21 protein-coding genes are annotated in these 23,134 nt (G+C 66.4%); 7 read left to right on the forward strand and 14 right to left on the reverse strand.

Going from position 1 to position 23,134, the window contains the following annotated elements; translation table 11 throughout:
* Nucleotides 1-8: 8 nt before the first annotated feature.
* The 6 genes from ABZ803_RS19125 to ABZ803_RS19150 form a co-directional block, all read right to left on the reverse strand.
* On the reverse strand, nt 9-1,805 hold the full coding sequence (locus ABZ803_RS19125; RefSeq protein WP_357039565.1) for an NAD(P)/FAD-dependent oxidoreductase: 1,797 nt from the start codon (nt 1,803-1,805) through the stop codon (nt 9-11).
* A gap of 27 nt (nt 1,806-1,832) precedes the next feature.
* A complete protein-coding gene (locus ABZ803_RS19130) occupies nt 1,833-2,636 on the reverse strand; it encodes a TauD/TfdA family dioxygenase (RefSeq protein ID WP_357039568.1) in 804 nt (267 codons plus the stop codon).
* Nucleotides 2,633-3,568 carry an isocyanide synthase family protein gene (locus ABZ803_RS19135; RefSeq protein WP_357039571.1) on the reverse strand — a complete coding sequence of 312 codons (936 nt, stop codon included), beginning with the start codon at nt 3,566-3,568 and terminating at the stop codon, nt 2,633-2,635. Before ABZ803_RS19135 ends, ABZ803_RS19130 begins: the two co-directional genes overlap by 4 nt.
* 500 nt (nt 3,569-4,068) lie before the next feature.
* On the reverse strand, nt 4,069-5,214 hold the full coding sequence (locus ABZ803_RS19140; protein ID WP_357039574.1) for an acyltransferase: 1,146 nt from the start codon (nt 5,212-5,214) through the stop codon (nt 4,069-4,071).
* A gap of 5 nt (nt 5,215-5,219) precedes the next feature.
* The gene (locus ABZ803_RS19145) at nt 5,220-6,398 is read right to left on the reverse strand and encodes an acyl-CoA dehydrogenase family protein (protein ID WP_357039577.1); all 1,179 of its coding nucleotides are present in this window, start codon (nt 6,396-6,398) and stop codon (nt 5,220-5,222) included.
* 10 nt (nt 6,399-6,408) lie between these two features.
* On the reverse strand, nt 6,409-7,215 hold the full coding sequence (locus tag ABZ803_RS19150) for an SDR family oxidoreductase (RefSeq protein ID WP_357039580.1): 807 nt from the start codon (nt 7,213-7,215) through the stop codon (nt 6,409-6,411).
* Between the two features lie 288 nt (nt 7,216-7,503).
* Between ABZ803_RS19150 and ABZ803_RS19155 the strand changes: the two genes are divergently transcribed.
* Both ABZ803_RS19155 and ABZ803_RS19160 read left to right on the forward strand, forming a co-directional pair.
* A complete protein-coding gene (locus ABZ803_RS19155) occupies nt 7,504-8,790 on the forward strand; it encodes a cation:proton antiporter (RefSeq protein ID WP_357039582.1) in 1,287 nt (428 codons plus the stop codon).
* An 89-nt stretch (nt 8,791-8,879) separates the two neighbouring features.
* Nucleotides 8,880-9,503 carry an HAD-IB family hydrolase gene (locus tag ABZ803_RS19160; protein ID WP_357039585.1) on the forward strand — a complete coding sequence of 208 codons (624 nt, stop codon included), beginning with the start codon at nt 8,880-8,882 and terminating at the stop codon, nt 9,501-9,503.
* Here the strand turns inward: ABZ803_RS19160 and ABZ803_RS19165 are convergent.
* Nucleotides 9,500-10,468, reverse strand: coding sequence for a helix-turn-helix domain-containing protein (locus ABZ803_RS19165; RefSeq protein WP_357039588.1), 969 nt, complete (start codon nt 10,466-10,468; stop codon nt 9,500-9,502). The genes ABZ803_RS19160 and ABZ803_RS19165 overlap by 4 nt on opposite strands.
* A gap of 106 nt (nt 10,469-10,574) precedes the next feature.
* Here ABZ803_RS19165 and ABZ803_RS19170 point away from each other — a divergent pair, with 106 nt between their 5' ends.
* Nucleotides 10,575-11,834 (forward strand): KasA/KasB family beta-ketoacyl-ACP synthase, encoded by a 1,260-nt coding sequence (locus ABZ803_RS19170; protein ID WP_357039591.1) that lies wholly within the window; start codon nt 10,575-10,577, stop codon nt 11,832-11,834.
* 33 nt (nt 11,835-11,867) lie between these two features.
* Here the strand turns inward: ABZ803_RS19170 and ABZ803_RS19175 are convergent, their stop codons facing one another.
* The 3 genes from ABZ803_RS19175 to ABZ803_RS19185 form a co-directional block, all read right to left on the reverse strand.
* The gene (locus tag ABZ803_RS19175) at nt 11,868-12,275 is read right to left on the reverse strand and encodes a metalloregulator ArsR/SmtB family transcription factor (protein WP_357039594.1); all 408 of its coding nucleotides are present in this window, start codon (nt 12,273-12,275) and stop codon (nt 11,868-11,870) included.
* Complete coding sequence (locus ABZ803_RS19180) at nt 12,275-12,931, reverse strand: SRPBCC family protein (protein WP_357039597.1); 657 nt, start codon at nt 12,929-12,931, stop codon at nt 12,275-12,277. The genes ABZ803_RS19175 and ABZ803_RS19180 overlap by 1 nt, the downstream gene beginning before the upstream one ends.
* A gap of 112 nt (nt 12,932-13,043) precedes the next feature.
* The gene (locus ABZ803_RS19185; protein WP_357039600.1) at nt 13,044-13,583 is read right to left on the reverse strand and encodes a TetR/AcrR family transcriptional regulator; all 540 of its coding nucleotides are present in this window, start codon (nt 13,581-13,583) and stop codon (nt 13,044-13,046) included.
* Nucleotides 13,584-13,774: 191 nt separating this feature from the next.
* Here ABZ803_RS19185 and ABZ803_RS19190 point away from each other — a divergent pair, with 191 nt between their 5' ends.
* Nucleotides 13,775-15,076 (forward strand): lipase family protein, encoded by a 1,302-nt coding sequence (locus ABZ803_RS19190; protein ID WP_357039603.1) that lies wholly within the window; start codon nt 13,775-13,777, stop codon nt 15,074-15,076.
* A gap of 602 nt (nt 15,077-15,678) precedes the next feature.
* Nucleotides 15,679-16,917 (forward strand): alkane 1-monooxygenase, encoded by a 1,239-nt coding sequence (locus ABZ803_RS19195; RefSeq protein WP_357039606.1) that lies wholly within the window; start codon nt 15,679-15,681, stop codon nt 16,915-16,917.
* A gap of 105 nt (nt 16,918-17,022) precedes the next feature.
* Here ABZ803_RS19195 and ABZ803_RS19200 read toward each other — a convergent pair whose 3' ends face one another.
* The 4 genes from ABZ803_RS19200 to ABZ803_RS19215 form a co-directional block, all read right to left on the reverse strand.
* Complete coding sequence (locus ABZ803_RS19200) at nt 17,023-17,937, reverse strand: class I SAM-dependent methyltransferase (RefSeq protein ID WP_357039609.1); 915 nt, start codon at nt 17,935-17,937, stop codon at nt 17,023-17,025.
* Nucleotides 17,938-18,603: 666 nt separating this feature from the next.
* On the reverse strand, nt 18,604-19,428 hold the full coding sequence (locus ABZ803_RS19205; protein WP_357039612.1) for an MBL fold metallo-hydrolase: 825 nt from the start codon (nt 19,426-19,428) through the stop codon (nt 18,604-18,606).
* A 152-nt stretch (nt 19,429-19,580) separates the two neighbouring features.
* Nucleotides 19,581-20,369, reverse strand: a complete 789-nt coding sequence (locus ABZ803_RS19210) for an oxidoreductase (RefSeq protein WP_357039615.1) — start codon at nt 20,367-20,369, stop codon at nt 19,581-19,583.
* Between the two features lie 73 nt (nt 20,370-20,442).
* Nucleotides 20,443-21,201 (reverse strand): TetR/AcrR family transcriptional regulator, encoded by a 759-nt coding sequence (locus ABZ803_RS19215; protein WP_357039619.1) that lies wholly within the window; start codon nt 21,199-21,201, stop codon nt 20,443-20,445.
* Here ABZ803_RS19215 and ABZ803_RS19220 point away from each other — a divergent pair.
* Entirely contained in the window at nt 21,194-21,919 is a 726-nt protein-coding gene (locus ABZ803_RS19220; protein ID WP_357039622.1) for a GNAT family N-acetyltransferase, read from the forward strand. The genes ABZ803_RS19215 and ABZ803_RS19220 overlap by 8 nt on opposite strands.
* 221 nt (nt 21,920-22,140) lie before the next feature.
* Complete coding sequence (locus ABZ803_RS19225) at nt 22,141-22,944, forward strand: hypothetical protein (protein WP_357039625.1); 804 nt, start codon at nt 22,141-22,143, stop codon at nt 22,942-22,944.
* Nucleotides 22,945-23,134: the final 190 nt, after the last annotated feature.

The raw sequence follows: 23,134 nt of genomic DNA on the forward strand, positions 1-23,134 counted from the left end.
CCTTCGACCTAGTCGGCCTGCTGTGACGCTTCCGGCCCGGCCATCACCAACCCGGCGCGGAGCAAGCGCTTCAAGGCGCGTCCCTGCAGCACCGTCAACCGTGGCGCCAGCTCCGACCACCGTGCCGGACCGCGGTTCAGCGTCTCCCACAGCTCCTTGCCCCCGTCTCGATCCAGGCACCGCACCTCGTTGCCCGGATCGGACGCGGAGTAGATCCGGTGGCAGTCCACGGTATCGGCGAGCGGCGACGGCGCCGCCTCGCTGTTGGCGATGGGGTCTCGCCAGTACGCGGCCAGTCCTTCACGAGCTGCCTGCGGAATCTCGAACGGCGGCGACATCCCTTTGAAGCCAGGGATGTCGGCCGCCACACCGGTGCGGATGCGTGCGTCCGGAGACAGCGTCACGATGTCCTCCGGTGCCAGCTCGACCGCGTCGGCGGCGGTGTAGGCCCGCAGGTAGGGCCCCTCGGTGGCCAGGTCACGCGGGTCGCGGGTGCCCTTCGTCATGATGTTCAGCAGGTCGGGCACCAGGGCGGTGTTCAGCAGCGCCTGGAAGGTGCCCTCGGTGGCGTTGTCGACCTCCACCCGCCGGCCTTCCGCGCTCCAGTACGGGCTGTCCGGATGCGAGCGCGAGATCTCGTGGTACCACTGGTCGATGCTCAGCGCCCATGTTTCCGCCATCCCGCGCCACTCGACGTCGTAGTCACGCCAGAGGTCTTCCTTCGATTGCTCGTCCAAGTCCTTGTCGAAGGTCTTGCGCAGCACCAACGCGGCCGCCCACGCCTGCGTGACGGCGAAGGACATTCCGGAGGAGAACAGCGGATCGACGAAGTACGACGCGTCCCCGACCGCCATCCAGCGATCCGCGTACGAACCGAAACAATCGCTGACCCGGGAATAGTTGGTGGCGGTCAGCATTTCCCGGCGAATCGGTTCCGCGTTCGCCACCAGGTCCTGCAGCACCGGGATCGACTTGATCGTCTTCAGGAAGATGTCCGGATCTCGCAGATCCACGCGAGCGATCGACTCCGGGTTGGTCACGATGCCGATCGACCACACGGTTTCCCGAGTGCCGTCGACCAGCCGGGGCGTCGGGATGTACCACACCCAGCCGTGCTCGAAGGCCACCGCGTAGATCGGCGACAAGTTATCGGCCCGGAAGACGTTCCAGTCACCGGCCGCGCGTTGTGCGGGCACGCAGTTGCGGTAATGCGACCAGACGGCCACGTTGCGGTAGTCCGAGAGCCATTGCTTGTCGCGCTGCGACCCGCGGGCGGCTACCTGATTCGCCCGCCCGGACGCATCGACGAAATATCCTGCCTTGACCTCGGTTCCGTCTTCCAGGACCACCGTGGCCGCACCCCCGTCGAGGAGGAAGCGCGTCACCCGCACGCCCTGGAAGACGTGGGCGCCGCAGGACTCGGCGTGCTCGAGCAGCACGGTGTCGAATTCCGCGCGATTGACGTGGACGGACCAGCGGTACACGCCGTCGGCCAGGTAGTCCGCGTGCTCGAAGAAGCCGACGAACGGCCGGTCGGTGTCCCACTGGTAGATGCCGCCGTACTTCTGGATCCAGCACTCGCTCGCGAGCACCTTCTCCAGCGCCCCGCTCGCTTGCAGCACGGGGACGAGGGGATGCGCACCCGATTCGCCGATGTGCTCACGCGGGAACACCTCGCGATCGAAGATCGCCACGCGCAAATCTGTTTCGCGGCAGAGCATCGCGGCGAGCGTGGATCCCGCGGGACCACCGCCCATGATGACGACGTCGTACTCGGTTGCTGGTCGAGAGATGGATGAAGCCATTGATATTCCTCTCTGATGGCCCATTGCTCAGATGATCTGAATGCGCTGGAGGTGTCGGGAAACCGATTCGGTGAACGCATTCCGGCCGTGCAGCAAAGCGTGGTTCTCGGCCACGACGATGTCGCCGGTCCGCCACTCGTGGGCGTAGCAGTAGCGCGGGTCGTGCAGCCGCTCGCGCAGGTCCTCCATCACTCGGACGCCGTCCTCGGCCGATATGCCGTCGACCGTCAAGAACAGCGGATTGGCGTAACGCGCGGGATCCAAGGGTTCGGCATATCTGATCGTCGTCTCGCCGGTGGCGGGATGAGTGCCCAGCAGTGGCCATTCGGCCAGGCCGCCGTAGTGCGCGAGTTTGTCGGTCCGGTAGGTGATCGTGGTGCGGGCCCACAGCTCTTTCAGGTCTTCCGGCGCGTCCCGATAGACCTGGACGCTGTCACAGAACACGGTCTCGCCGCCCGCGCCCTCGCCCTGCACGCATTGGAACAGGAAGAACCGCGGTACGTGCTCGGCGAACGCGCCATCCCAGTGGAACGGGACATCGCCTTTGTCGAAGAGGTAGTTCTCGGCGGTGTCGCGAACCACCAGATCGAGGATCGACCCGAAGTTCCATTGCAGGATCTCTCCGGCTGCGCGGCAATAGTTTTCGAGTTCCTCCTTGCCGAGGAGGCCGAATCCGCGCAGTACCGACACTTTCGCGCCGAGCGTCAGCGCGAGCAGTTCCTCGATCGGCACATCGGCGAGTGTGCGCCCCGGTACATCGGAGGCCACCAGCCGGCCGAACGGCCGCAGCGGCTCGCCTTCGAGCAGTACCTCGTTCAAGCTTTTCGTCATGAGTTTCCTAGGTCTTGCCGTGATTCGGTCTCTGCTGTTCGCCCGAGGACGAAATGACTGGGGCGACTGTTGCGCCACACCAGGCGAGCGCCCAGTTCCTCGGCATGCATCCGCTTGACCAGCGTGTAATTCGTTCCGTCGTCGAGCACCACGCCATGCCACGGAGTCAGCCAGCTGTCCTGGGTCCGCAAGAGATGGAATCCGATCTTCTCGGAGTGATTCGTCTGCGGATGGATCGACAGCCGCACCGCGTCCGGGAAGATCTCCGCCATCAGACGGCTCCACGCCTGACTGCGCTGCACCACTTCGTAAGCCGTCTCCTTCGATCGGTTCCGCCGCTGTGTGGCCGACAGCCCGGGCAGCAGCACGGCATTGTCCTCGACCATGAACCGATGGATTCCGTTGAACATCCGCCGGGCCGCCGCCTCGGTCCGGACCGCCTCGCGCAGCACGTCGATGCCGTCGGAGTACTCCTTCAGCAGGCGCAGTCTGCGTTCGTCCCAAGTCATTTCGGGCATGGCGTCGCGCAGCCCGTACAGCCCGATGGAACCGCCGCCGGTCGACCGGATGATGCGGCGCAGCTCGTCACCGTAATGGTCGACGTGCAGGTCCGGGATGCCCAGCGTGTCACTGAAGACATGCCCGTCCGAACAGATCGTGACGATGGCGCCCGGCCGGTAGACGGCCGAGATCTGGTCGCAGAATCCCTGCAGGGACTCGATCGCCAGGGTCTCCGCCATATCGGGCAGGCGCCCCAGCGTCTTGCGGCGGTTGCGCGACTTCGCCGGGAACGCGGGGATGATGAAATGGACCGGCACACCGGCTTCGATGTACCGGCTCACCTTGCTCAGGTGCGGTGCGAAGCAGTCCGCGCACGGGGCCGAGTCGCACAGCGACTCCGGGTCGGCACTGCGCCGGCGCGCGAAGACCATGCGAAGTATCCGAGTGGCAACCGATCCGACATCATCGGCGGGATTCGGGTTCAGCTGTGGTTGTCCGAGCTCCTGAACATGCTCGGAGCCATTATCGACAGTCGTACTCATCACTACCTTCCGGGCACACCAAACGAGCGCACGCAACCGGACCGCACGGCAAAAGTTCCGCTATCAGCGCGGATCGAGCCGTCGATGGTTGCCTGCGATCAGAACGTCGTAGTAGGACACGGATTCAGGCGTCGGATTCCATACGATATCCGGTATCGGCGAGCCCCGATGCTCACAGCCAGATCTGAATCACGTAGTCCATTCGATCGAACACCCCCCACGTTCACAACCGATTCTGTGGTTTATAACACTCCCAGGATACCTCCGAACAGACTGCCGGGCAACCACATTCCGGCACACCGCGACAAAAAAGAATCCGGAGGCCCGTGGCAACGCCACGAGCCTCCGAACAGGCATTTCTGAATTTGTCGGTCGCGCAGCTGGATCGCCTAGCCGGCCACCCTTTCTCCGACCACCGTCGATCGTTTCGGCCGAGCAAAGCGGCGCATCGCCGGAGATTCCACGAAAGTGAACAACAACCATGCGGCGAAGAGATTCAGGCAGAACAACAGGACGATCAGCAGCACCGCGACCGGAGCACTGAACGTAGCGGCGTTCATCAATCGACGGACGTAGAACACCGTCACGCCTTGACAGATGTAGAAGGCGAACGAGATCTCGCCGAGCCGGATCGCGAGCCTGCTCGACAGGAACTTCGACGAACCCTCGATGTCGGACTGGGCCGCGGCCCCGATCAGCAGCGCGAGCGGAACCGCGGTCGCCAGGACGAAGCCGACGTAGAACGGCGTGTACATCGCCACCACATATCCCGCGCCGACCGCCGCCACCGCCGTCCAGAGCGGAATGCGCGGCCAGCGCCCCTCCGCCACTATCCGGGCGATGAACACGCCGAGGAAGAATTCGAACAGACGCGTCGGCGGAAAGAGGTATCCGAACCACAGTTGCAGCACCGGTATCGGCGTGAGTTCGGATTTCTCGGAACTCGGTATGACGAACGCGGTCAGCAGGACGATCACGCCCATGCCGGCCACCATGGCCGCAGCGCCGTACCACAGATATTTCGCGTCGATGCGCAGGACCGCCGGAATCAGAAATGGAAAGAGCACGTAGAAGAGGAGCTCACAGGACAATGTCCACGACGGTGTGTTGACGCCCGCATTGATATAATTCTGCGGAAACCAGGCATGCAGCAGAAAAAGATTCGGCAGCCACGCCTTCCACGGTGTTATCGCCGCCGCGAACAACACCATCGACGCCACCCAGAGCGTCAGATGATTGGGAAAAATCTTGACCACTCGCCGACGGATGAACTGCAGCTTGCTCGCTCCCGGTTTCCACGACCAGGTCAGCACGAAGCCGCTCAGGATGAAGAAGAACGACACCCCGAGGAATCCGGCTTTGCCGACCACCCACGCCGCGTCGTACGCGGTATCCGGATCGGAGAAGAGGTTCACCGGTTTGTACGGAGGTATCGGTGAGTTGGGCAGCATCACATGGAAGACGAAGACCGAGAATGCCGCGAAGAACCGCAGTCCGGTCAACGACGGCAGCCGTTTGCGCTTGTCGAGATCCATCGCGATCAGCCCAGTCCGACGACGAAGGGGAATTCCGGTCTGCCGCCCAGCACGAAGGCGCCCGTGGACTGGATCACCTGGTCGTGCGCGATGATGTGCCGGGCCATCGTGTTCGTGTCACGCAACCAGATGTCGAGCGGATTCGGCCGGTAGATCGATTCGGTGCCGACGAGTTCGCATAGACGGGTGACGATGCGCTGCGCTGCGCGGAACGCGTTGGTCCTCGCCAGCGCGCTCGCGATCCTGAGGTCGGCGGGCAGCTCCGCGAAACGCTTGCCGTCCAGCGCGTCCCACAGTTCCGTCAGGGTGTTGACAACCGCGCCACGCGCGACGATGTACTCCATCTCGCACTCACCGAGCAGGTACTGGGCACGGTAGTTGTCGGCCCACTTCTGACCGGTGGCGGTCACCGTCTTCCCGTCCGCGATGCCACGGACGTAGTCCAGGGCCGCACGAGCCGTTCCCAGGGGTACACCCGGCATGATCCGGGCCAGAGCCTCCGGCTCGGACAGCTTTCCGCGACCGCTCTTCCTTTCGCCGAACGCGAAGGAGTGATGCTCGGGCACGAAGAGATCCTCGACCGCGTAATCATTGCTCCCGCTGCCGCGCAGACCCGTGGTGTCCCAGGTGTCGAAGACCGCGACCTGATCGCGGCGCATGTAGAACAGCCGCACCAGCGGGCCGCCTTCCGCGGTCTCCTCCATCCGGCCGCCCGAGGTCACGAAAGCGCCGCCCATGACCAGGTCCGCGTGCGTGATCGCGCTGCCGAACTTCCACCGGCCCGTCAATCGGTAGCCATCGGCCACCCGCTCGGCGCGACCGGCCGGGAAGATCAGTCCCGCGGTGATCAGATCCTGCGTCGGCATCAGCTCCGCGATGGCCCGCTCGTCGAGATAGCCGGCGTAGATGCCGGTCGCCGCGCCGATCATGGCGCACCAGCCGGTGGCCGTGTCCCCGTAGGACAGCGCCTCGACGATCTCGAACTGCTCGAGCGAGGTCAGACCCGGGCCGCCGATCTCCGCGCTGAAACACATTCGGTAGACGCCGATCTCACGAAGCCGCTCGACGATGTCCATCGGAAGCCTGCGCTCGGCATCGATCTCACTGCGACGTGCCGCCAGGTCGGGCGCCAGCGAACGTACCGCCGACAGCAGGGAGGGGGCCGAGATTGTTGCTGCAGTCATGTCCTGATTCCTAAGCCAGAGAATTTGCCTGCGACTCGCGCAGGAGGAGCTCGATCGCCGAAGTGGTCTGCTCGGGCCCCAGCGCCGAGTAGCCGCCGTCCACGGTCCACTCGGCGCCGGTGACGAAGCTCGCCTTGGACGATGCGAGAAACGCCGCCACCTCGCCGATTTCGCGCGCGTCACCCGCCCTGCCCAGCATGTGGAACCTTGATGCGACCGCGTCGGTGCGTGCGCGGTCGCCCTCGGTGATCTCGTCCATCACCCGCGACCAGGTCCAGCCCGGCGAAACGCTGTTCACCCGGATTCCGTCGGGCGCGTACTCCAGGGCGAGACTGCGGGTCAGCTGCAACAACCCGGCCTTGCTGACGGGGTATCGAAGTCGCCCGGCTTGCGCGACACGTCCACTGGGAGAGGTGAAATTCACGATGGACCCCGACGTGTCCCGCAACGCGGGTCGCGCCGCTTCACACAGCATCGCCGTACCGACCACATTCGTGTTCAGCACCTCGAGCCACGCTGCCCGCGCATCCCCGCCCGGTCCGTCGTCACCGTAGACGCAGGCGATGTTGACCAGCGCGTCGATCCGACCGTGCCGGTCGACCGCTTCCGCGACGAACGACTCGACCGACGAATCGCTGCGCAGGTCGACGGGCACGAAGACAGCTCGGTCGCCGATCTCGGCGGCCGCCCCCTTCCCCCCGTCCGTATCGATGTCACCCAGTACGACATTCGCGGAATATTCGGCGAAGACCCGAGCGACTTCAGCGCCGATGATGGTTGCCGCACCGGTTACGAGTACCGTCTTATCTTCGAACAACGTCGACTCCCCTCGGCCGCGCCCTCGACCGGCGCACGCCACGGCTCGAAGTATTCCGAACGAAAAGAGCGACCAGCCAGTACCATTCGCGACAGAGATGCACAACTTTGCGCCAGTCGGCTCGGCGCCATGACCGATGTGGCGTAGATCACTCTGCAGGCTCGGCCGCCGGGCGGATGCGATATCGTCTCAGTGCAGGCAGTCCATGTTTCGGGGGTTCCGCGCTGCGGTCGATGCGTGACGGCAATGTCCAGTGTGAGCATCGGATCCGGTCCCGCGATGTCCTCAATGTCGAACGGAGTCGAGGCGTTGCCGAGCGACCAAATGATCTTCTTGTTACTGGACCTCGTATTGATCGTGGGCGCGGCACGCCTGCTGGGCTGGCTGGCCGAGAAGGTGGGGCAGCCCGCGGTGATCGGCGAGATCGTGGCGGGCATACTCGCGGGCCCGACAGTTCTCGGGGCACACTTGTCCGAGACGGTCTTTCCGCACGACACTCGTTCGTATCTCACGGCATTCGCGAACGTCGGCGTGATGATCTTCATGTTCTCGGCGGGTCTCGAGATGGATCTGCGATCGGTCGCCGGACGGCGGCGGTCGGTCGCGGGGATCGCGCTCTCGGCCTACCTCGTACCCTTCGCGCTCGGTTCCGTCATCGCGTTGTGGGCGCTGGCCCGGCACGACGGAGGCAACCGGCTGAACTTCGCGCTGTTCATCGGTTGCGCGTTGGCCGTCACGGCCTTTCCGGTGCTGGCCCGGATCCTGCACGACCGCAAGCTGCTCGGCACCCGCCTCGGCCAGTCGGCCATGACCTGCGCCGCGCTGGACGACGTGCTCGCCTGGTGTGTCCTGGCGGTGGTCATCGGCATCGCCCGGCCCGGTCTCGATCACCACTGGCGGCTGCTGCTGTTCGTCCCGCTGGTCGTGGTGTTGTGGTGGGCGGTGCGTCCGGCTCTCGACCGGCTCGCGGGCGCCGGTTCCGAGAAGAACACGAGCAACATGGTCTTCCTCGGCGTCGCGGGCGCACTGTTGCTGGGAGCCGCCACCGAATGGCTCGGACTGCATCTGATCTTCGGCGCGTTCCTGTTCGGGGTCGTGTTCCCCCGGCGGCTGCGCGCGGCCGTCGACAGCGGCGCGCAACTGCTGAGCAGCATCTTCCTGCCCGCCTTCTTCGTGGTGGCCGGCCTGCAGGTCGATCTCGGTGCCATCGATCGCGCCGGTATCGCCGAATTCGCCGCGATCATGTTCGCCGCCCTCGTGGGCAAACTCGGCGGAACCTATCTGGCCGCCCGGCTCGGCCGCAGCGACAGGGCGGAAGCAGCGGCCCTCGCGGCGCTGATGAACACCCGCGGCCTGACGGAACTGGTGATACTCAACATCGGGCTGACGATCGGCGTCATCGACGAGCGGCTCTACTCGTTGCTGGTCATGATGGCGTTGATCACCACCGCGATGACAGCGCCGTTGCTGAAACTCTTCGGTATCACCGCCCCTCGCGATGACCGGCCGCCGGGGACGACGAAGGAACAGCGGCGCAGCGATTCCGCCGTCGAGGCCGAGGCCACGGCCCCATGAGGCAACGCGGAGAAACCACGGGCCGCACCCACACGGATCCGCCGGCGAGGCCACGTGGCGGCGAGGAATGCACTGTCCCAGCGGCTTTCGTGGATGTCGACGAAACATTGGTCCGTTGCGTCACTTTCCTGTCCCTGTTCGTCTTCGACGCGCGGCGCCGTGGGCGCGGCGCGCAGGCCGACGGCGTGGTCGAGGAGTTCCGGGCGCTGCGGGCGGCGGGGATGAGCCGTGCCGAATCCCATCGGTGGTTCTACCGGCAATGGGCCGGCCGCGACCTCGCAGACGTGCGACGCGTCGGCGACGACTGGTTCGCGAGCTGCGTCGCGGACCCGGCGTTCTTCAATCTCGCGGTCCGGCGTCGGCTGGAGGAACTGTCTCGCACCGGGACTCGCATCATCCTGGTGTCGGGCTCGTTCACCCCGGCGCTGCGCCCGATCGCCGAAGCCATCGGCGCCACCTCGGTGCTGTGCACGACGATGGAGACGGCTGCCGGGAATTACACCGGCGAGGTCCTGGCGACGATGGTCGGTGCCGACAAGTCCGCGGCACTGCTGCGCTATGCCGAGCGGGCGGCCATCGACCTGTCGTCCTGCACGGCGTTCGGCGATCACCACTCCGACACCGCGATGTTCGAGCTGGTCGGCCATCCGGTCGTCGTCGGCGACTCCGATCCGCGACTGCACGGCTATCGCGCGGAGCGGCTGCCCGGTTAGGTCCCCGGCACCCGCCGGTTTCCGATCGTGAACGTGCGCCGGTACTGCGCCGGACTGACACCGAGGTGACGCTTGAACACCGCGCGGGTGTTGGCCGGATTTCCGAGGCCGACGCGATAGCCGATCTGGTCGACGGGAAGTTCGGTCGTCTCGAGCAGTTCCCGCGCTTGGTTCAGGCGCGCGCTGGTGATCCAGACGTGCGTTGAGGTACCGGTCTCCTCCCGGAATCGCCGGATGAAGCTGCGGCGCGAGAGATTCGATCGCTTGGCGAGATCTTCGAGCGAATGCCGGTGGTCGAGGTTGGCGAGAATCCACGCCCGGGTGTCGGAGAGCAGGCCGGTGGACGTCTGCTCCAGGAACTGCCGGGTGTACTGGGCTTGACCGCCCTCGCGCACCGGGGGCGCCACCAGATCACGGGCGCGTTCGTTGGCGGCCGCGGCGCCGATGTCCTTGCGCACCACGTGCAGGCAGAGGTCGATCCCGCTGGTCACGCCCGCGGAGGTCAGCACGTCACCGTCGTCCACGAACAGGCGATCCGCATGAACCTCGACGGCCGGATACCGGCTCTGCAACAGCGACGCGGCCCGCCAATGCGTGGTAGCGGGACGGCCGTCCAGCAGTCCCGCGGCGGCCAGCGCGAAAGCACCGGTACAGATCGACAGCATTCGCGCGCCTCGCGCGTGGGCGTCGCGCAGCGCGCGCAGCACCGGTTCCGGCGGCGGCTCCCCGTACGACGCGTAACCGGGCACCACCACCGTGCCCGCGTGCCGCAGAGCCTCCAGCCCCGCCGTCGCCACGCAGGACAACCCCGGCACCGAGGTCGTCGCCATCGGCGAGACCGCGCACACCTCGAGCCGGTAGTTGGGGTCGGAGCCGAACACGTCGATCGGAATCGCGGCATCCAGGACAACCACTTCGTCGGGAATGACGACGGTGACCCGACGCGATCCCCCATTCGCTTCCATGGCCCGATCGTAGCGGTGATCGGCACTCGGGCTACTACCCCAGCCTTCCGGCGCGCACATAGCCTCGCTTGAGCGTCCGAGCCGACAAGCCGAAAGAAGGGGTTTGATGTCCGATATCACGGACTTCTCCACCACCAACGGAGGGTTCCGGAGTGTGGTCGTCACTGCTATCGAGATGTCGACCGCTGTCGGCGCCGACACCGATGCGACTTGGAAAGGACTGCTCGCCGGGGAAACCGGCATCGCGAAGGTGCAAGACCCCGACTTCGAGCGCTTCCAGGTTCCCGTCGACATCGGCGGCCAGTTCAAACTGGATCCGACCGACGAACTCAGCCGCGTCCAGAAGCGCCGCATGTCCTACGTCCAGCAGGTCGCCTATGTCATGGGGAATCGGATCTGGGACACCGCGGGCAGGCCGGAAGTCGATCTTGATCGTCTCGGCGTCTGTATCGGCACCGGTCTCGGCGGCGCCGACACGATCATCGAGTCCAACGACCTGATGCGCGAGGCGGGCTACCGCAAGGTCTCTCCCTTCGCGGTGCCCATGGCCATGCCGAACGGCGCCGCCGCGGTGGTCGGGTTGGAACTCGGCGCGCGTGCCAGCGTGATCACGCCCGTCTCGGCCTGCGCTTCGGGCTGCGAGGCGCTGGTGCACGCGTGGCGTTCGATCATCCTCGGCGAGGCCGACATCGTCGTCGCGGGCGGCGTGGAGGGCCGCATCAATCCGCTGGCGGTGGCCGGATTCTCGATGATGCGGGCGTTGAGCACACGAATCGACGAACCCGAAGCCGCGTCGCGCCCGTTCGACCGGGACCGCGACGGTTTCGTGTTCGGCGAAGCCGCCGCGTTGTTCGTGCTGGAGTCGGAGGACCACGCGCGGGCACGCGGGGCGAAGCCCCTGGCTCGCCTGATGGGCGCGGGCCTGACCGCTGACGGCTACCACATGGTGTTGCCCCACCCGGACGGCGCGGGGAACATTCGAGCGATGCGCCGCGCGATCGAAACGGCCGGCGTGAGCCCAACCGATATCGACCACGTCAACGCGCACGCCACGGCCACTCCGTTCGGGGACCTGGCGGAAGCGAGGGGGATCCGGGCGGCGGTAGGCGACCACGCCTCGGTCTACGCGCCGAAATCCGCGTTGGGGCACTCGGTAGGCGCGGTAGGCGCGGTGGAAGCCGCCCTGACCGTGCTCAGCGTCAGGGACGGGGTGGTGCCGCCCACGCTGAACCTCGACAATCAGGACCCCGAGATCGATCTCGACATCGTGCACGGCAGCGCGCGTACCCAGAACATCGAATACGCGTTGAACAACTCCTACGGTTTCGGCGGCCACAACGCGGCCGTCGTCTTCGGCCGCTGCTGACCGCAGCGATGCGTGGCCCGCTACCCGTGCGGGTCACGCATGGCGAGCGCGACTACCGGAATCCTCTTCGCCGGGCCGACCCGTCCCGGCACCTCGGCGAGCGCGTTTCCCGCGGGCGATCTCCGTCGCGAGCGCGTCCAGCGGTTGAGCGAACTGGTGCAGCGGGTCGACCAGTTCGGTGAGCCAAGCCCTGGCGGCATCGACACCCTCCGAATCGAGGGCGTACAGCCGTCGCGTGCCGTCGGCGCGGACCCGCACCAGCCCGGCGTCGCGAAGCACCTTGAGATGCTGGGAGACGCCGGGCTGAGAGATCGGTGTGCGCTGCCGGACGGCGGCGACCAGCGCGCCCGCGGGCTGTTCGTCGGCCGCCACCGTTTCGAGGATGAACCGGCGGACCGGGTCGCCGAGCGCCTCGAAGATCTTCGCCGGAGAACGGTCCATCAGGCCTCGGCGCCGTGTGCGGGGTCGACGGTGTAGAAGTCGACGGTCCGCAGCGCCGCCGCGTTCGCGGCGGCCGGGTCGTCACCGTCGCCCGCCGCAGCCGCCGCCCAGTCGAGCGCCGCCGTCCGCACGAACGTCACGCCCTCGGGCGTCGTCGGGAAGGCCATGCCCTCGGCGGGATCGACCGGATCTCCGCTCGCCAAGTGCAGCCCGAGGCCCATCAAGGCGAGATCCCAGCCGACGCCCACCGCCCCGGGTCCGAATTGCGTCCAGAACTCCGGATCGACCGGCGCCTCGTGCGCCAACTCCAGTTCGGTGCCGTCCCCGGCGGGAGTGAGACGGACGGTCAGCCAGGAGATCTGCGGTCCCATCTCCCAGGTCACGGCGAACCGTTCCGGCGCATCACACTCTTCGACGACACCGTTGGCGTTGCCCTCCAGCTGGTAGCGCCCACCGACGCGCAGGTCTCCACTGACGGGCAGGAACCAGCGCGGGATCCGCTCGATATCGGTGAGCGCGTCCCACAGATCCGCCTGATCCGTCGGGTATCGGCGGCGGGCGACGGCGATCCTCGTCGGCGCGCCGTCGCGGGATCCGGTGCGGACCTCGCGGGTGACGAGCCCGGCGATGGCCGCGGGATCGGTCAGCAGTGGCATGGCAACCTCCTTAATAAGTTTTGACTTATATTAGCGGCCCTCGGGGTGACCGCAACACCACTCCGGCATTTCCACCCACTCCCCGGACGAGACGCGGCCGGCCGCCGTCCGATCAGCCGTTCGGGGACAAGCCCGCGATGGCACGCAGTGCGGAGATCATCCCCGCGACGGGGATGCCGGGATCGATCGAGCGGAACAAACCCAGCCCCACGCCGAGCGCCAGCACCGCGACAGCGGCTTCGGCCCGCGGCATCGGGGTGTCGAGATCCTCCGTCGCCCGCAAGGCCGCGCCGACCATGCCCGCGATGTCGGCGAGCCTGCTCGCCAATTCGGCGCGGAGGTGCTCGTCGCGTCGCGCGTGAACGCTGAACTCGAGTTCGAGTTGCGTCCAGTCGGGATCGCCGACCACCCGCTCGGCCCACTCCGTCATCCGCTTCAGGCGCGCGGCAGCCGTGGGCGCGGCGATGATCTCGGCGACCTCCGCCGCCCGCTCGGCGTGGATTTCATCGAGCACGGCCAGACACAAGTCGTCTTTGGTGCGGAAGTTCGAATACACCGCCCCTTTGGTGAAACCCGCGGCTTTCGCGACCTTGTCCAGAGTTGTCGCCTGATAGCCGTCCTTCAGAAAAAGCCGTTTGGCGGTCGTGATCAATACAGTGCGCGTCCGCGCTTGGCTCTGCGCTCGGGTCGGCCGCGAACGCCCTTCGTCCCGAAGCCGCCGACACTCATCGCTATTCCCGGACAATCTCTACCCCTTACAGATACTCTCAGTATCCGATTCTAGATGCCATGGGTATCCCAAATCGCAGGAAGGATCGCATCGTGAGGAGCCGAATACTCAGATTGGCCACAGCTTTGACGGGAACCCTCATCGTCGTCGGAGCCGGGGCGGTCGCCGCCCCCCACGCATGGACGGAACCGGCCGCGGAAGCCGTGGCCGGTGACGATTTCTACATTCCACCCGCGTCGACGGATGGCGCGCCGGGCTCCATCATCCGCACCGAATCGTCGCGACTGGCGCTTTCGGTCCCCGGACAGCCGGGACAGGTCCCCGCCACGTCCACGCGCATCATGTACACCAGCAGCGATACCCACGGCGACCGCACGGCCGTGGTGGGGACGTACCTCGAACCCGCCCAGCCGTGGACGGGCCCGGGAGAGCGTCCGCTGATCGCCTACGCGGTCGGCACGAAGGGACAGGGCGATCAGTGCGCGCCTTCGAAACTGCTGGCGCAATTCATCCAATACCAGCCTCCGTTCGACGTGATCGTCGAATACGACGTGCTGGCGTTGTACACACTGCTGGCCCGCGGCATGGCGGTCATGGTGACCGATTACCACGGCCTGGGTACGCCGGCTGTGCACGACTATCTGAACCGGAAATCTCAGGCCTACGCGCTGCTCGACTCGGCGCGAGCGGCACTGCAATTGCCGGGCACCAGCGTGCATCCCGGCTCGCCGGTCATTCTGTACGGATACTCCCAGGGCGGCATGGCCTCCGCCGGCGCGGCCGAACTGCAACCGGGCTACGCCCCCGAGTTGAACGTGCGGGGCGCCTACGCAGGCGGCCCGGTCGTGGACGACGAATATTTCATCGGCTTCAACGACGGCCGTCCCGCGCTCGGACCCGCCTTCGCGTGGATTCTCAACGGCATCGCCGCCAACTATCCCGAAACCCGCCCGGTGCTCGACGCCGAACTCAACGACACCGGCAAGGCGATCCTGCGCGAGTCGCTGGAAAAGTGCGCCGTACCCCTCGGACTGGCCCAGCAGTTCCCGAACACCTCGCAGTGGACCACCAGCGGGCAACCGCTCACCGCGGTGATCGATCAGTCCCCGGTACTGAAGGCGGCGTTCAACGATCAGCGCGTCGGGACGCTCACTCCGGGAGTGCCCGTGCTCATCGCCTCCAGCCCGATCGACGAGGGCGCGCCGTACGTGCCCGTTCGTGAGCTGGCGGCCGGGTGGTGCGGCGGTGGCGCTCCTGTCCAGCTGAACGCGAACGGCGAGCTGCCCAGCGTCATCAGCGGATTGCGGGCCACCCACGTGCTGGCATTCTTCCCGTCACTGGTGGCCTCCCAGCAGTGGATGACCGAGCGGCTCGCGGACCAGCCCGCGCCGACCAACTGCGGGGCGCTGCCCTGATTTGCGAAAGCGCGATCCGCTCGGATACCGTCGGTATCTCGATCGGACACTCGGCACGGCGCCTCGCGCAGCGATTCGGTTCGTAGTGCCATGATTTCCATGCACGATCGTCGGCCGCGGTTCGGTCCCACGACCGAACCGCGGCCGACCTGCCTGCCCGGCACAGCACAGATGTTCCCGTGCGGCGGGCGAGTTCCACCCCACGATCGTCCCGTGGCTCCCGGACCAGGGCCGGCGAGCCTACTTGCACCGAATTTGCTGTCTCACCGTTCGTCAGCCAGGTCGATTTCGGTACAGAAAGGTTCGAATGTCGGAGTTGGCTCATCCCCGCCTGCCCGAGCCGCTCAGGTGCGCGCAGCGGTGATACTCGCAGATCCGGCACGGATCATTTCGTACCCGATGCGGCGGCGCCCGCCCCGAAGGCGCGGGCCGATCCGGTCAGCGGTGCGCCACCGCCGGGCGGAGGTCGCCAGATCAGGCAGCGGTTTCGACGGTTCGTCCCTACACAGCGAACTTCTAGCTATTCTGGATAGGCGTGCACGTTGTAGGTGTTGTCCGCAGTCGGAATTGTCGGCTGAGTGTCGTCCTGACGGATCGGCGAGATGACTATGACGATCTTCGAGCACACGCGAGCCCGCGACCCCAAGCGCTACCTCTGGATTCTGGGCCTGATCGCCCCGGGTTGCGCGCTACTGCCTTCACAGCTGGTGTTGTACACCGGACTGGAGCTGTTCTGGTGGATCGGCCCGATCATCATCCTCGGGGTGATCCCGCTGCTGGATTTCGCCATCGGCGACGATGGAAGCAATCCCCGCGACGAGGACTACGAGGCGCTGTCCAACGATCGCTATTACCGCTGGTGCACTTTCCTCTTCCTGCCGATGCAGTTCATCGGGCTGCTGATCGCCAGCTACCTGTGGGCAAGCGACGAGCTGCGCCTGGTCGACAAGCTCGGCTTGGCCGTCACGCTCGGCTTCGTCTCCGGGATCGGCATCAACGCCGCGCACGAGCTCGGCCACCGCGCCGAACGTCTCGAACGCTGGCTGGCCAAGATCGCGCTCGCTCAGTCCGGTTACGGGCACTTCTTCGTCGAACACAACCGCGGTCACCACGTTCGCGTCGCCACCCCCGAGGACCCGGCCAGCGCACGTTACGGCGAATCGCTGTGGCAGTTCCTCCCCCGCACCATGACGGGCGGGTTCCGCTCCGCCCTCACGTTGGAGCGCCAGCGTCTTGCCCGCAACGGCAAACGTTGGCTGAGCCCCGGCAACCATCTCCTGCAAGCCTGGGCGATGAGCGCGGCGTTGTTCATCACCTTGATCGTGGTGTTCGGTCCCGCCGTCATCCCCTACCTCGCCCTCCAAGCGCTCATCGGCGCGGGCCTGCTGGAGACCGTCAACTACGTCGAACACTACGGATTGCTGCGTGCCCGCCGCCCGGACGGCCGTTATGCCCGCTGCTCGCCGCGCGACAGCTGGAACAGCGACCACCTGGTCACCAACATCTTCCTGTTCCACCTCCAGCGCCACAGCGATCACCACGCCAATCCGGGCCGCCGCTATCAGACCCTGCGCAGCTGCGATGTGGCGCCCCAGCTCCCCGCCGGTTACGCCACCATGGTCCTGCTGGCCATCGTCCCGCCGCTGTGGCGCGCGGTCATGGATCCCCGGGTCTTGGCCCACTACAACGGCGACATGACGCTCATCAACACCAAGCCCCGTAAGCGCAGGATCACCCTGCCGATCCGCAATCCACGCCCGCGCGCGAATGTACGGCGGGCCGCGCAGCACCGCACCCACAGCATGAGCCCGTCGACCGGCGCGACGGAAGTCCGGTTCTGATAGAGCGGATCGCTGAGGCAACTCGCGGGGCACCGCACGCTGCGCAGTTTGTACTCGGCGTGCGGGCAGATGCCGTGGCCGTGCGCCACCGCGGAGCGGGCGGACTCAGCGCAGCAGCGGAGACCGGTACCGAGCGTCGGGTTTGAGGCAGGTGAACTGCATGACGTCGATATGCCCACGACGGAAGTACTCGGCCGAGCCGGTGAGATACCGGATGTAGGCGTTGTAGGTATCGCGCCCGGCGAGTTCGATCGCGCGGTCTCGGTGTTCGTGCAAAGCGTCGGCCCAGCAGTCCAATGTGGTGGTGTAATGCGGTCCCAGCGACTGGACGTCGGCGACGGTGAACCCGGCCTCCTGCGCGTATTCGGTGATCCCTTTCGGGTAGTGGCCGAACGACAGGGGAAGCTGGCCGCCGGGGAAGATCGTCCCGCGCAGGAATCGCAAGAAGGCGAAGTCGTCGCTGGTGATCCTGGTGCCGTGCGCCCGCAGATGATCGCGGCTGTGGCTGACCACCGTCTGCAACAGCAGCACTCCGTCCGATGGCATGATCCGGTAGGCGAACTCGAAGAACTCCCCATAGCGGTCCACCGGCAGGTGTTCCATCGCCCCGACGCACACGATCCGGTCGGCACGCCGGTCGAAATCCTCCCAGCCCTGCACTCGCACCCCACCGTAGGGGCGGCCACGGATCAGCCGGTCGACGAGCATGTCCCGCACGTACCGGTACTGGTTGCGGCTGCGGGTCAACCCGATCGTGTTCACCCCGTAGGTGTCCATGGCGCGCAGCATGGTCGATCCCCAGCCGCAACCCACGTCCAGCAGGGTCATCCCCGGTTGGAGGTCACATTTGGCCAAGGCGAGATCGATCTTCGCCGTCTGGGCTTTTTCCAGGGTGTCGTCGGGGTGGGTCCACAACGCGCAGCTGTAGGTGCGGGTCGGATCGAGGAAGAGTCCGAAGAACTCGTCCGGCAGTTCCTCCCGCGACAGGACCTCGCGGTACAGGGGGGCGTACACACTCATGACGGCGGATCTTTCTCGCGAACCAGCACTGCTGTTCAGCGGAAGCCTCCGGGCCCTGACGGCTTCCGGCCGGATACGACCACGAAATCCGCGGACGCACCGACTACGCGCTGCCGCCGCGGCCGCCACGCCGTCGATCACGTAGCCGACCCCGGCCGACACCTTCACGTTACCTCGCTCACTCTGCGCAGACCTCGCGAACCGGCCATCCAGCAAACGTGAGGACAGCAGCAGATCGATGCCCCGCTGAGCGGACGCCGAGCCCTACCCTGTCCGGCCGAGCGGCGACCAGCGGCAAGACCTGCGCGAGTATGCGCGACCGGGCACACCCACGCCTGACCGATGACCGCCCAGGTCGGGTAGCGCACTACTCGGGTCACGATGCCCACAAATAGCTAGATTTGGCCGTACAACACGAAGTCCGCAGCGCCTGTCACCCGGCCTCGGACGGGTAGGTCAGCACTCGGCGCGGAGTTCGGCACGCCACCGCGACAACGTCGTCCCGGCGTGCGCGCGCGACCACCCGGCAGGCGTTCGGCACGAATACGACCGCGGACAAAGGTAGCCGAAGAAGTCGGCATCGACGGGGCGCTGCCGACGCTGCTCGCGTTCGCCGAACCCGGGCACGGGCTCTACGGCAGCGACCGGCCCCGGCAACCACAGCGGTCAGCTGCTCAGGCGCTCGAATTCCGTCGCGCAATGCGCGGAGAACACCGTCACCGCGTCACCGTGGTCGCCGACGAGTTCCCGGAGCCGCTGCTGGTTCTCGATGCGGGCCCGCCGCCCAGTGTCGACATACCACTGGAAAACCTTCGTCCCCAAGGGCATCGACGGTTTCGCACGCATTTGGCCGTGGTAGGTGTAGGCGTCCCCCGCGTGCAACAGCCAGCCGTCCCCCGTGTCGACGGCGACGCCGACGTGACCGCGCGTGTGCCCCGCCAGCGGGACCATGAGTATCTGCGGGGGCAGGCCCCGCAATTCGCGCACCGCCTGGAAGTCGAACCAGCGCTCCGCGCGACTGTCGGACTCCTCGTAGGCCGACCACTTGGGTCCGTGTTCGAACTGCACCGGTCGATACCGGAACTTCTCGCGACGACCGAAGGGCCCTTCGACGGCGTCCAGCTCCGCTCGGTGCACATGCACGGTGGCCCGGGGGAAGTCGGCGAGACCACCCGCGTGATCCAGATCGAGGTGCGTCACGACGATGTCCCGGACGTCATCGCGGGAGAAGCCCAGCGCCTCGACCTGCCGGGCGATCGGCAGGTCGAGAACCGGGTGCGATTGTCGGATGAGTTGCCGCCCCACCCACACATCCGGCCGGACCAGCGCCTGCTCGCCGTAACCGGTGTCGACCAGAACCAATCCGGCGGAGTGCTCGATCAACAAGCAATGACACGCCCCGGCCGCTTTGCGCCGAAGCCCCGGCCTGCCGTCGAACAAACGGCCTCCGAAAGGACGGATCCCCCCGGCATCCAGATGATGGACACGCACCAGTCCGCTCCTATCCGTGCCGTCCGGCCACCCTACCGTCTACTCTTCCGGCCGCGACTCACTCCTACCACGTTCGCTACTCGAACGCTAAGGGCGCGAACATATTCCATGGCGTCGCAGCCGGAACGCGAAGACTCCCCCGGCAGCCGAATTCAGGCGATCTTCAATGTGCCACCGTCGATGACGTAGTCCGCACCGACGATATTGGCGGCTTTGGGTGACGCGAGGAAGGCGACGAGGGCGGCTACCTCCTCCGGTTCGCTGATCCGGCCGGAGGCGATGCCGAACTGCTCCGGCACGGCCGCGAGCAGTTCCTCCTGCGAAAGACCCTGAGCGGCGGCGAACTTGGCACCCACGCCGTGCGGGCCGCGCCACATCGGCGTGCCGACCACGCCGGGTGAGACGGTGTTGACCCGCACCCCGCGTGGCCCGAACTCCTCGCTGAGCCGCTTGGTCAGCGCGGTCAGCGCGGCCTTGGCCTCGCTGTAACCGACCGGCCCCGCCGCCGGAAGATGTTTGTTGATCGACGAGATGGTGACCACCGCGCCGCGCCGCTCCAGCAGGCTGGGCAGTGCCGCGCGGGTGACCCAGATCGCGCTGAACAGATTCAGGTCGAACAGCTCTCGCCATTGCTCGTCCTCGACGTCGAGGAAGCCGCCCAGTTCCAGACGCGCGGCATTCACGGCGCCGACGTTGTTGACCAGGATGTCGATGCCGCCCAGTTCGTCGAGTGCGGCGCCGATCAGCCGGGCCGCTCCCTCCGAGGTGGAGAGGTCGACGGGAACCGCTGCGACGCTCGCCTTTTCGAGCTCGGGCGTAACGGTGCGCGCGGCCCCGACCACCCGGACGCCCTCGGCGGTCAATGCTTCGGCGACGGCCAAGCCGATGCCTCGGCTGGCACCGGTGACGACGGCGGTCTTGCCGGACAGTTCTAGATCCATGATGGAACCTTTCTTTCTTGAACTACAGGTCAAAAATATGGGCAGCGAACGAGCCCACGGCGGGCAGTTCGATTCAGAGGGTGGCCAGAGCGGTATCGATGATGCGATGCAGAGTGGGCGCATCGTAGGTCTTGGCCATCACCCGTAGGCCGACGACGGTGTTCATCAAGAATTCGGCCATCGATCGCGGGTCGGTATCGGCGCGCACGTCACCATCGCGTTTCCCCTGATCGATCCGGGCCTCCAACGCCGCGATCATATGATCCTGCGTCGCGCGGACCGCCCTGGCGATCTCCGCGTCGTGCCCCGCCATTTCCATGGCGGTGTTCACTGCCAGGCAGCCGCGCCGAACGGGCTGCGCGAGATCGGCGTCCGCCAGGCCGCACAGGAAGGCGGCCAGGCAATCGCGGGTGGCGCCCGGTCGGTTCAGGATATCCGCGGCCAACTCGACGCCCAGCCGGTCGTAACGGTCGAGAGCCAGGTCGAACAACGCACGCTTACTGCCGAAAGCGTTGTACAGACTGCCTTTTCCGATGCCGGTGGCCTCGGCCAGCTGCGCGGGCGAGGTGTTGGCGTATCCGTGGGTCCAGAACGTCTCCATGGCCCGGTCCACCACCGTGTCCGGATCGAAGTTGCGCGGCCTGCCCATGACTCGAACCGTAATCGTTTTAGACCGACAGGTCAAGAAGGCCCGCGACCGCGAGCCGTACTCCGGCACCCCGGCAGGCCACGGTGCCGGAATCGCGTTGAGCGCAACCCGTGCTCGTCGGTCGTGCGTCTCGCTAACGTTCTCGGGTCGGATGCTGTTTGTGGAGGAGTGTGCGGTGACCACTGAGTCGACCATCGACGTCGCTACCTCGCTGCACCCGCTGGACGACCCGGTGCGGACGTCGTTGCGCGGCGAGCACCGCCGGTTCGCCGGCTGGGTGGGACGGATCGGTCGCTACGACCCGGAGGTCGCCCGGTTCGTCGGCCACCCGCCGGTGCTGGACGAACAGGACTGGGCCGACCTGGCCACCCTCCTCGGACCGGGCGGCAGCACCGCGTTGCGCGGCCACGGCCACGTGCCCCCGGACGGCTGGACGGTGCTCGACGAAATGGACTCGGTGCAAATGGATGGCACCGCCCTGCGCGTCGCGCACGACCCGGAACTGGAAGTCCTCACCGCGGCGGACGTGCCCGAGATCCTGGCGCTGATCGCCCGCACCGAACCCGGTCCCTACGCGCCACGAACCATCGAGCTGGGTGACTACCTGGGCCTGCGGGTCGACGGCCGACTGGTGGCGATGGCCGGAGAGCGCTTGCATCCGCCCGGCTGGACCGAGATCAGCGCCGTGTGCACCGACGCGGAATTCCGTGGCCGCGGCTTCGCCACACGCCTGGTCCGCGCGGTCGGCGCGGGCATCCGCGCGCGTGGCGAGACACCGTTCCTGCATGCGCTCGCCCGCAACACGACGGCGATCGGTTTGTACGAGAAGCTCGGGTTCACGCTGCGCAAACGTTCGACCTTGACGGTCGTGCAGGCACCGCCTGTGCGTCGCCTGCCATGATGCGCGGCGGCTGATGCTACGTCGCAGCTCGCCTGGTCCATGATTGCCCCATTCACCAAGCGCGGCACCTGAAGCGAGTAGTTCACTACGCACGCCCTTCTATCGCGGAAATGGTCGACTCGAGAAGGCGCATCGACTTTCGCCGCGCCTCACCGGTAACCGGTATGTCGCGTCGAGAGCGCGGTGACGCCCGCTGATCGCTCGGCGAGAAAGTCACGCCGGTGACCACCGGGATCGAATATTCGAACGCGCCGATCCGCGCGTATTCGACCGGCGATCAGTCGACGCGTATTTCAACAGCACGGAAAGGCAATGTCATGTCGGATCGCATTCTGTTCTACGGCGCGTCCACCGGGCGCGGGGTCGTCGACTCGATCGACGACGACAACAACATTCAGGATGTCCGGGTCATCCCCGAGGGCGGTTTCGCTCAGGACTGGACACAGATCACCGGACTCAGCGGCGACCGCATCCTGTACTACAGCGCATCCACCGGCCGCGGCGTCATCGGCTCGATCGACGACGACAACAACCTCGAAGACGTCCGCGTCATCCCACACGGAAGCTTCGCCCAGGACTGGACACAAATCACCGCACTCAGTGACAACCGCATCCTGTACTACAGCGCGTCCACCGGCCGCGGCGTCATCGGCGCTGTCAACTCCGCCAACAAGTTGAAAGATGTGCGCGTGATCCCCGAAGGCAGTTTCGCTCAGGACTGGACACAGATCACCGGACTCAGCAGCGACCGCATCCTGTACTACAGCGCATCCACCGGCCGCGGCGTCATCGGCTCGATCGACGACGACAACAACCTCGAAGACGTCCGCGTCATCCCACACGGAAGCTTCGCCCAGGACTGGACACAAATCACCGGGCTCAGCGACGATCGCATCCTCTTCTACAGCGCGAGCACCGGCCGCGGCGTCGTCGGCGGCATCAACGCCGCCAACAAGATCAAGGACGTGCGAGTCATACCCGAAGGCAGTTTCGCCCAGGACTGGACGCAGATCACCGGGCTCTGACCGACCGGCGCCTGTGCGGTAGCGGGGCAGGAGAACATGCTCCCTACCGCCGCGCCCGGCGGTGCGAGATCAGTTGTGCGGCTGCCTCTGCCGGACGGTCACCGGGTCCTCGTGTCTCGGAAAGTTCGCGCTGCGAACGCCGACGGAGCTGAGTATGCTTTCCCAACGTCAGTCGAATTACGCTGCGATC

It is taken from the genome of Nocardia sp. NPDC047648 (assembly GCF_040642815.1).
GTDB lineage: Bacteria > Actinomycetota > Actinomycetes > Mycobacteriales > Mycobacteriaceae > Nocardia > Nocardia gamkensis.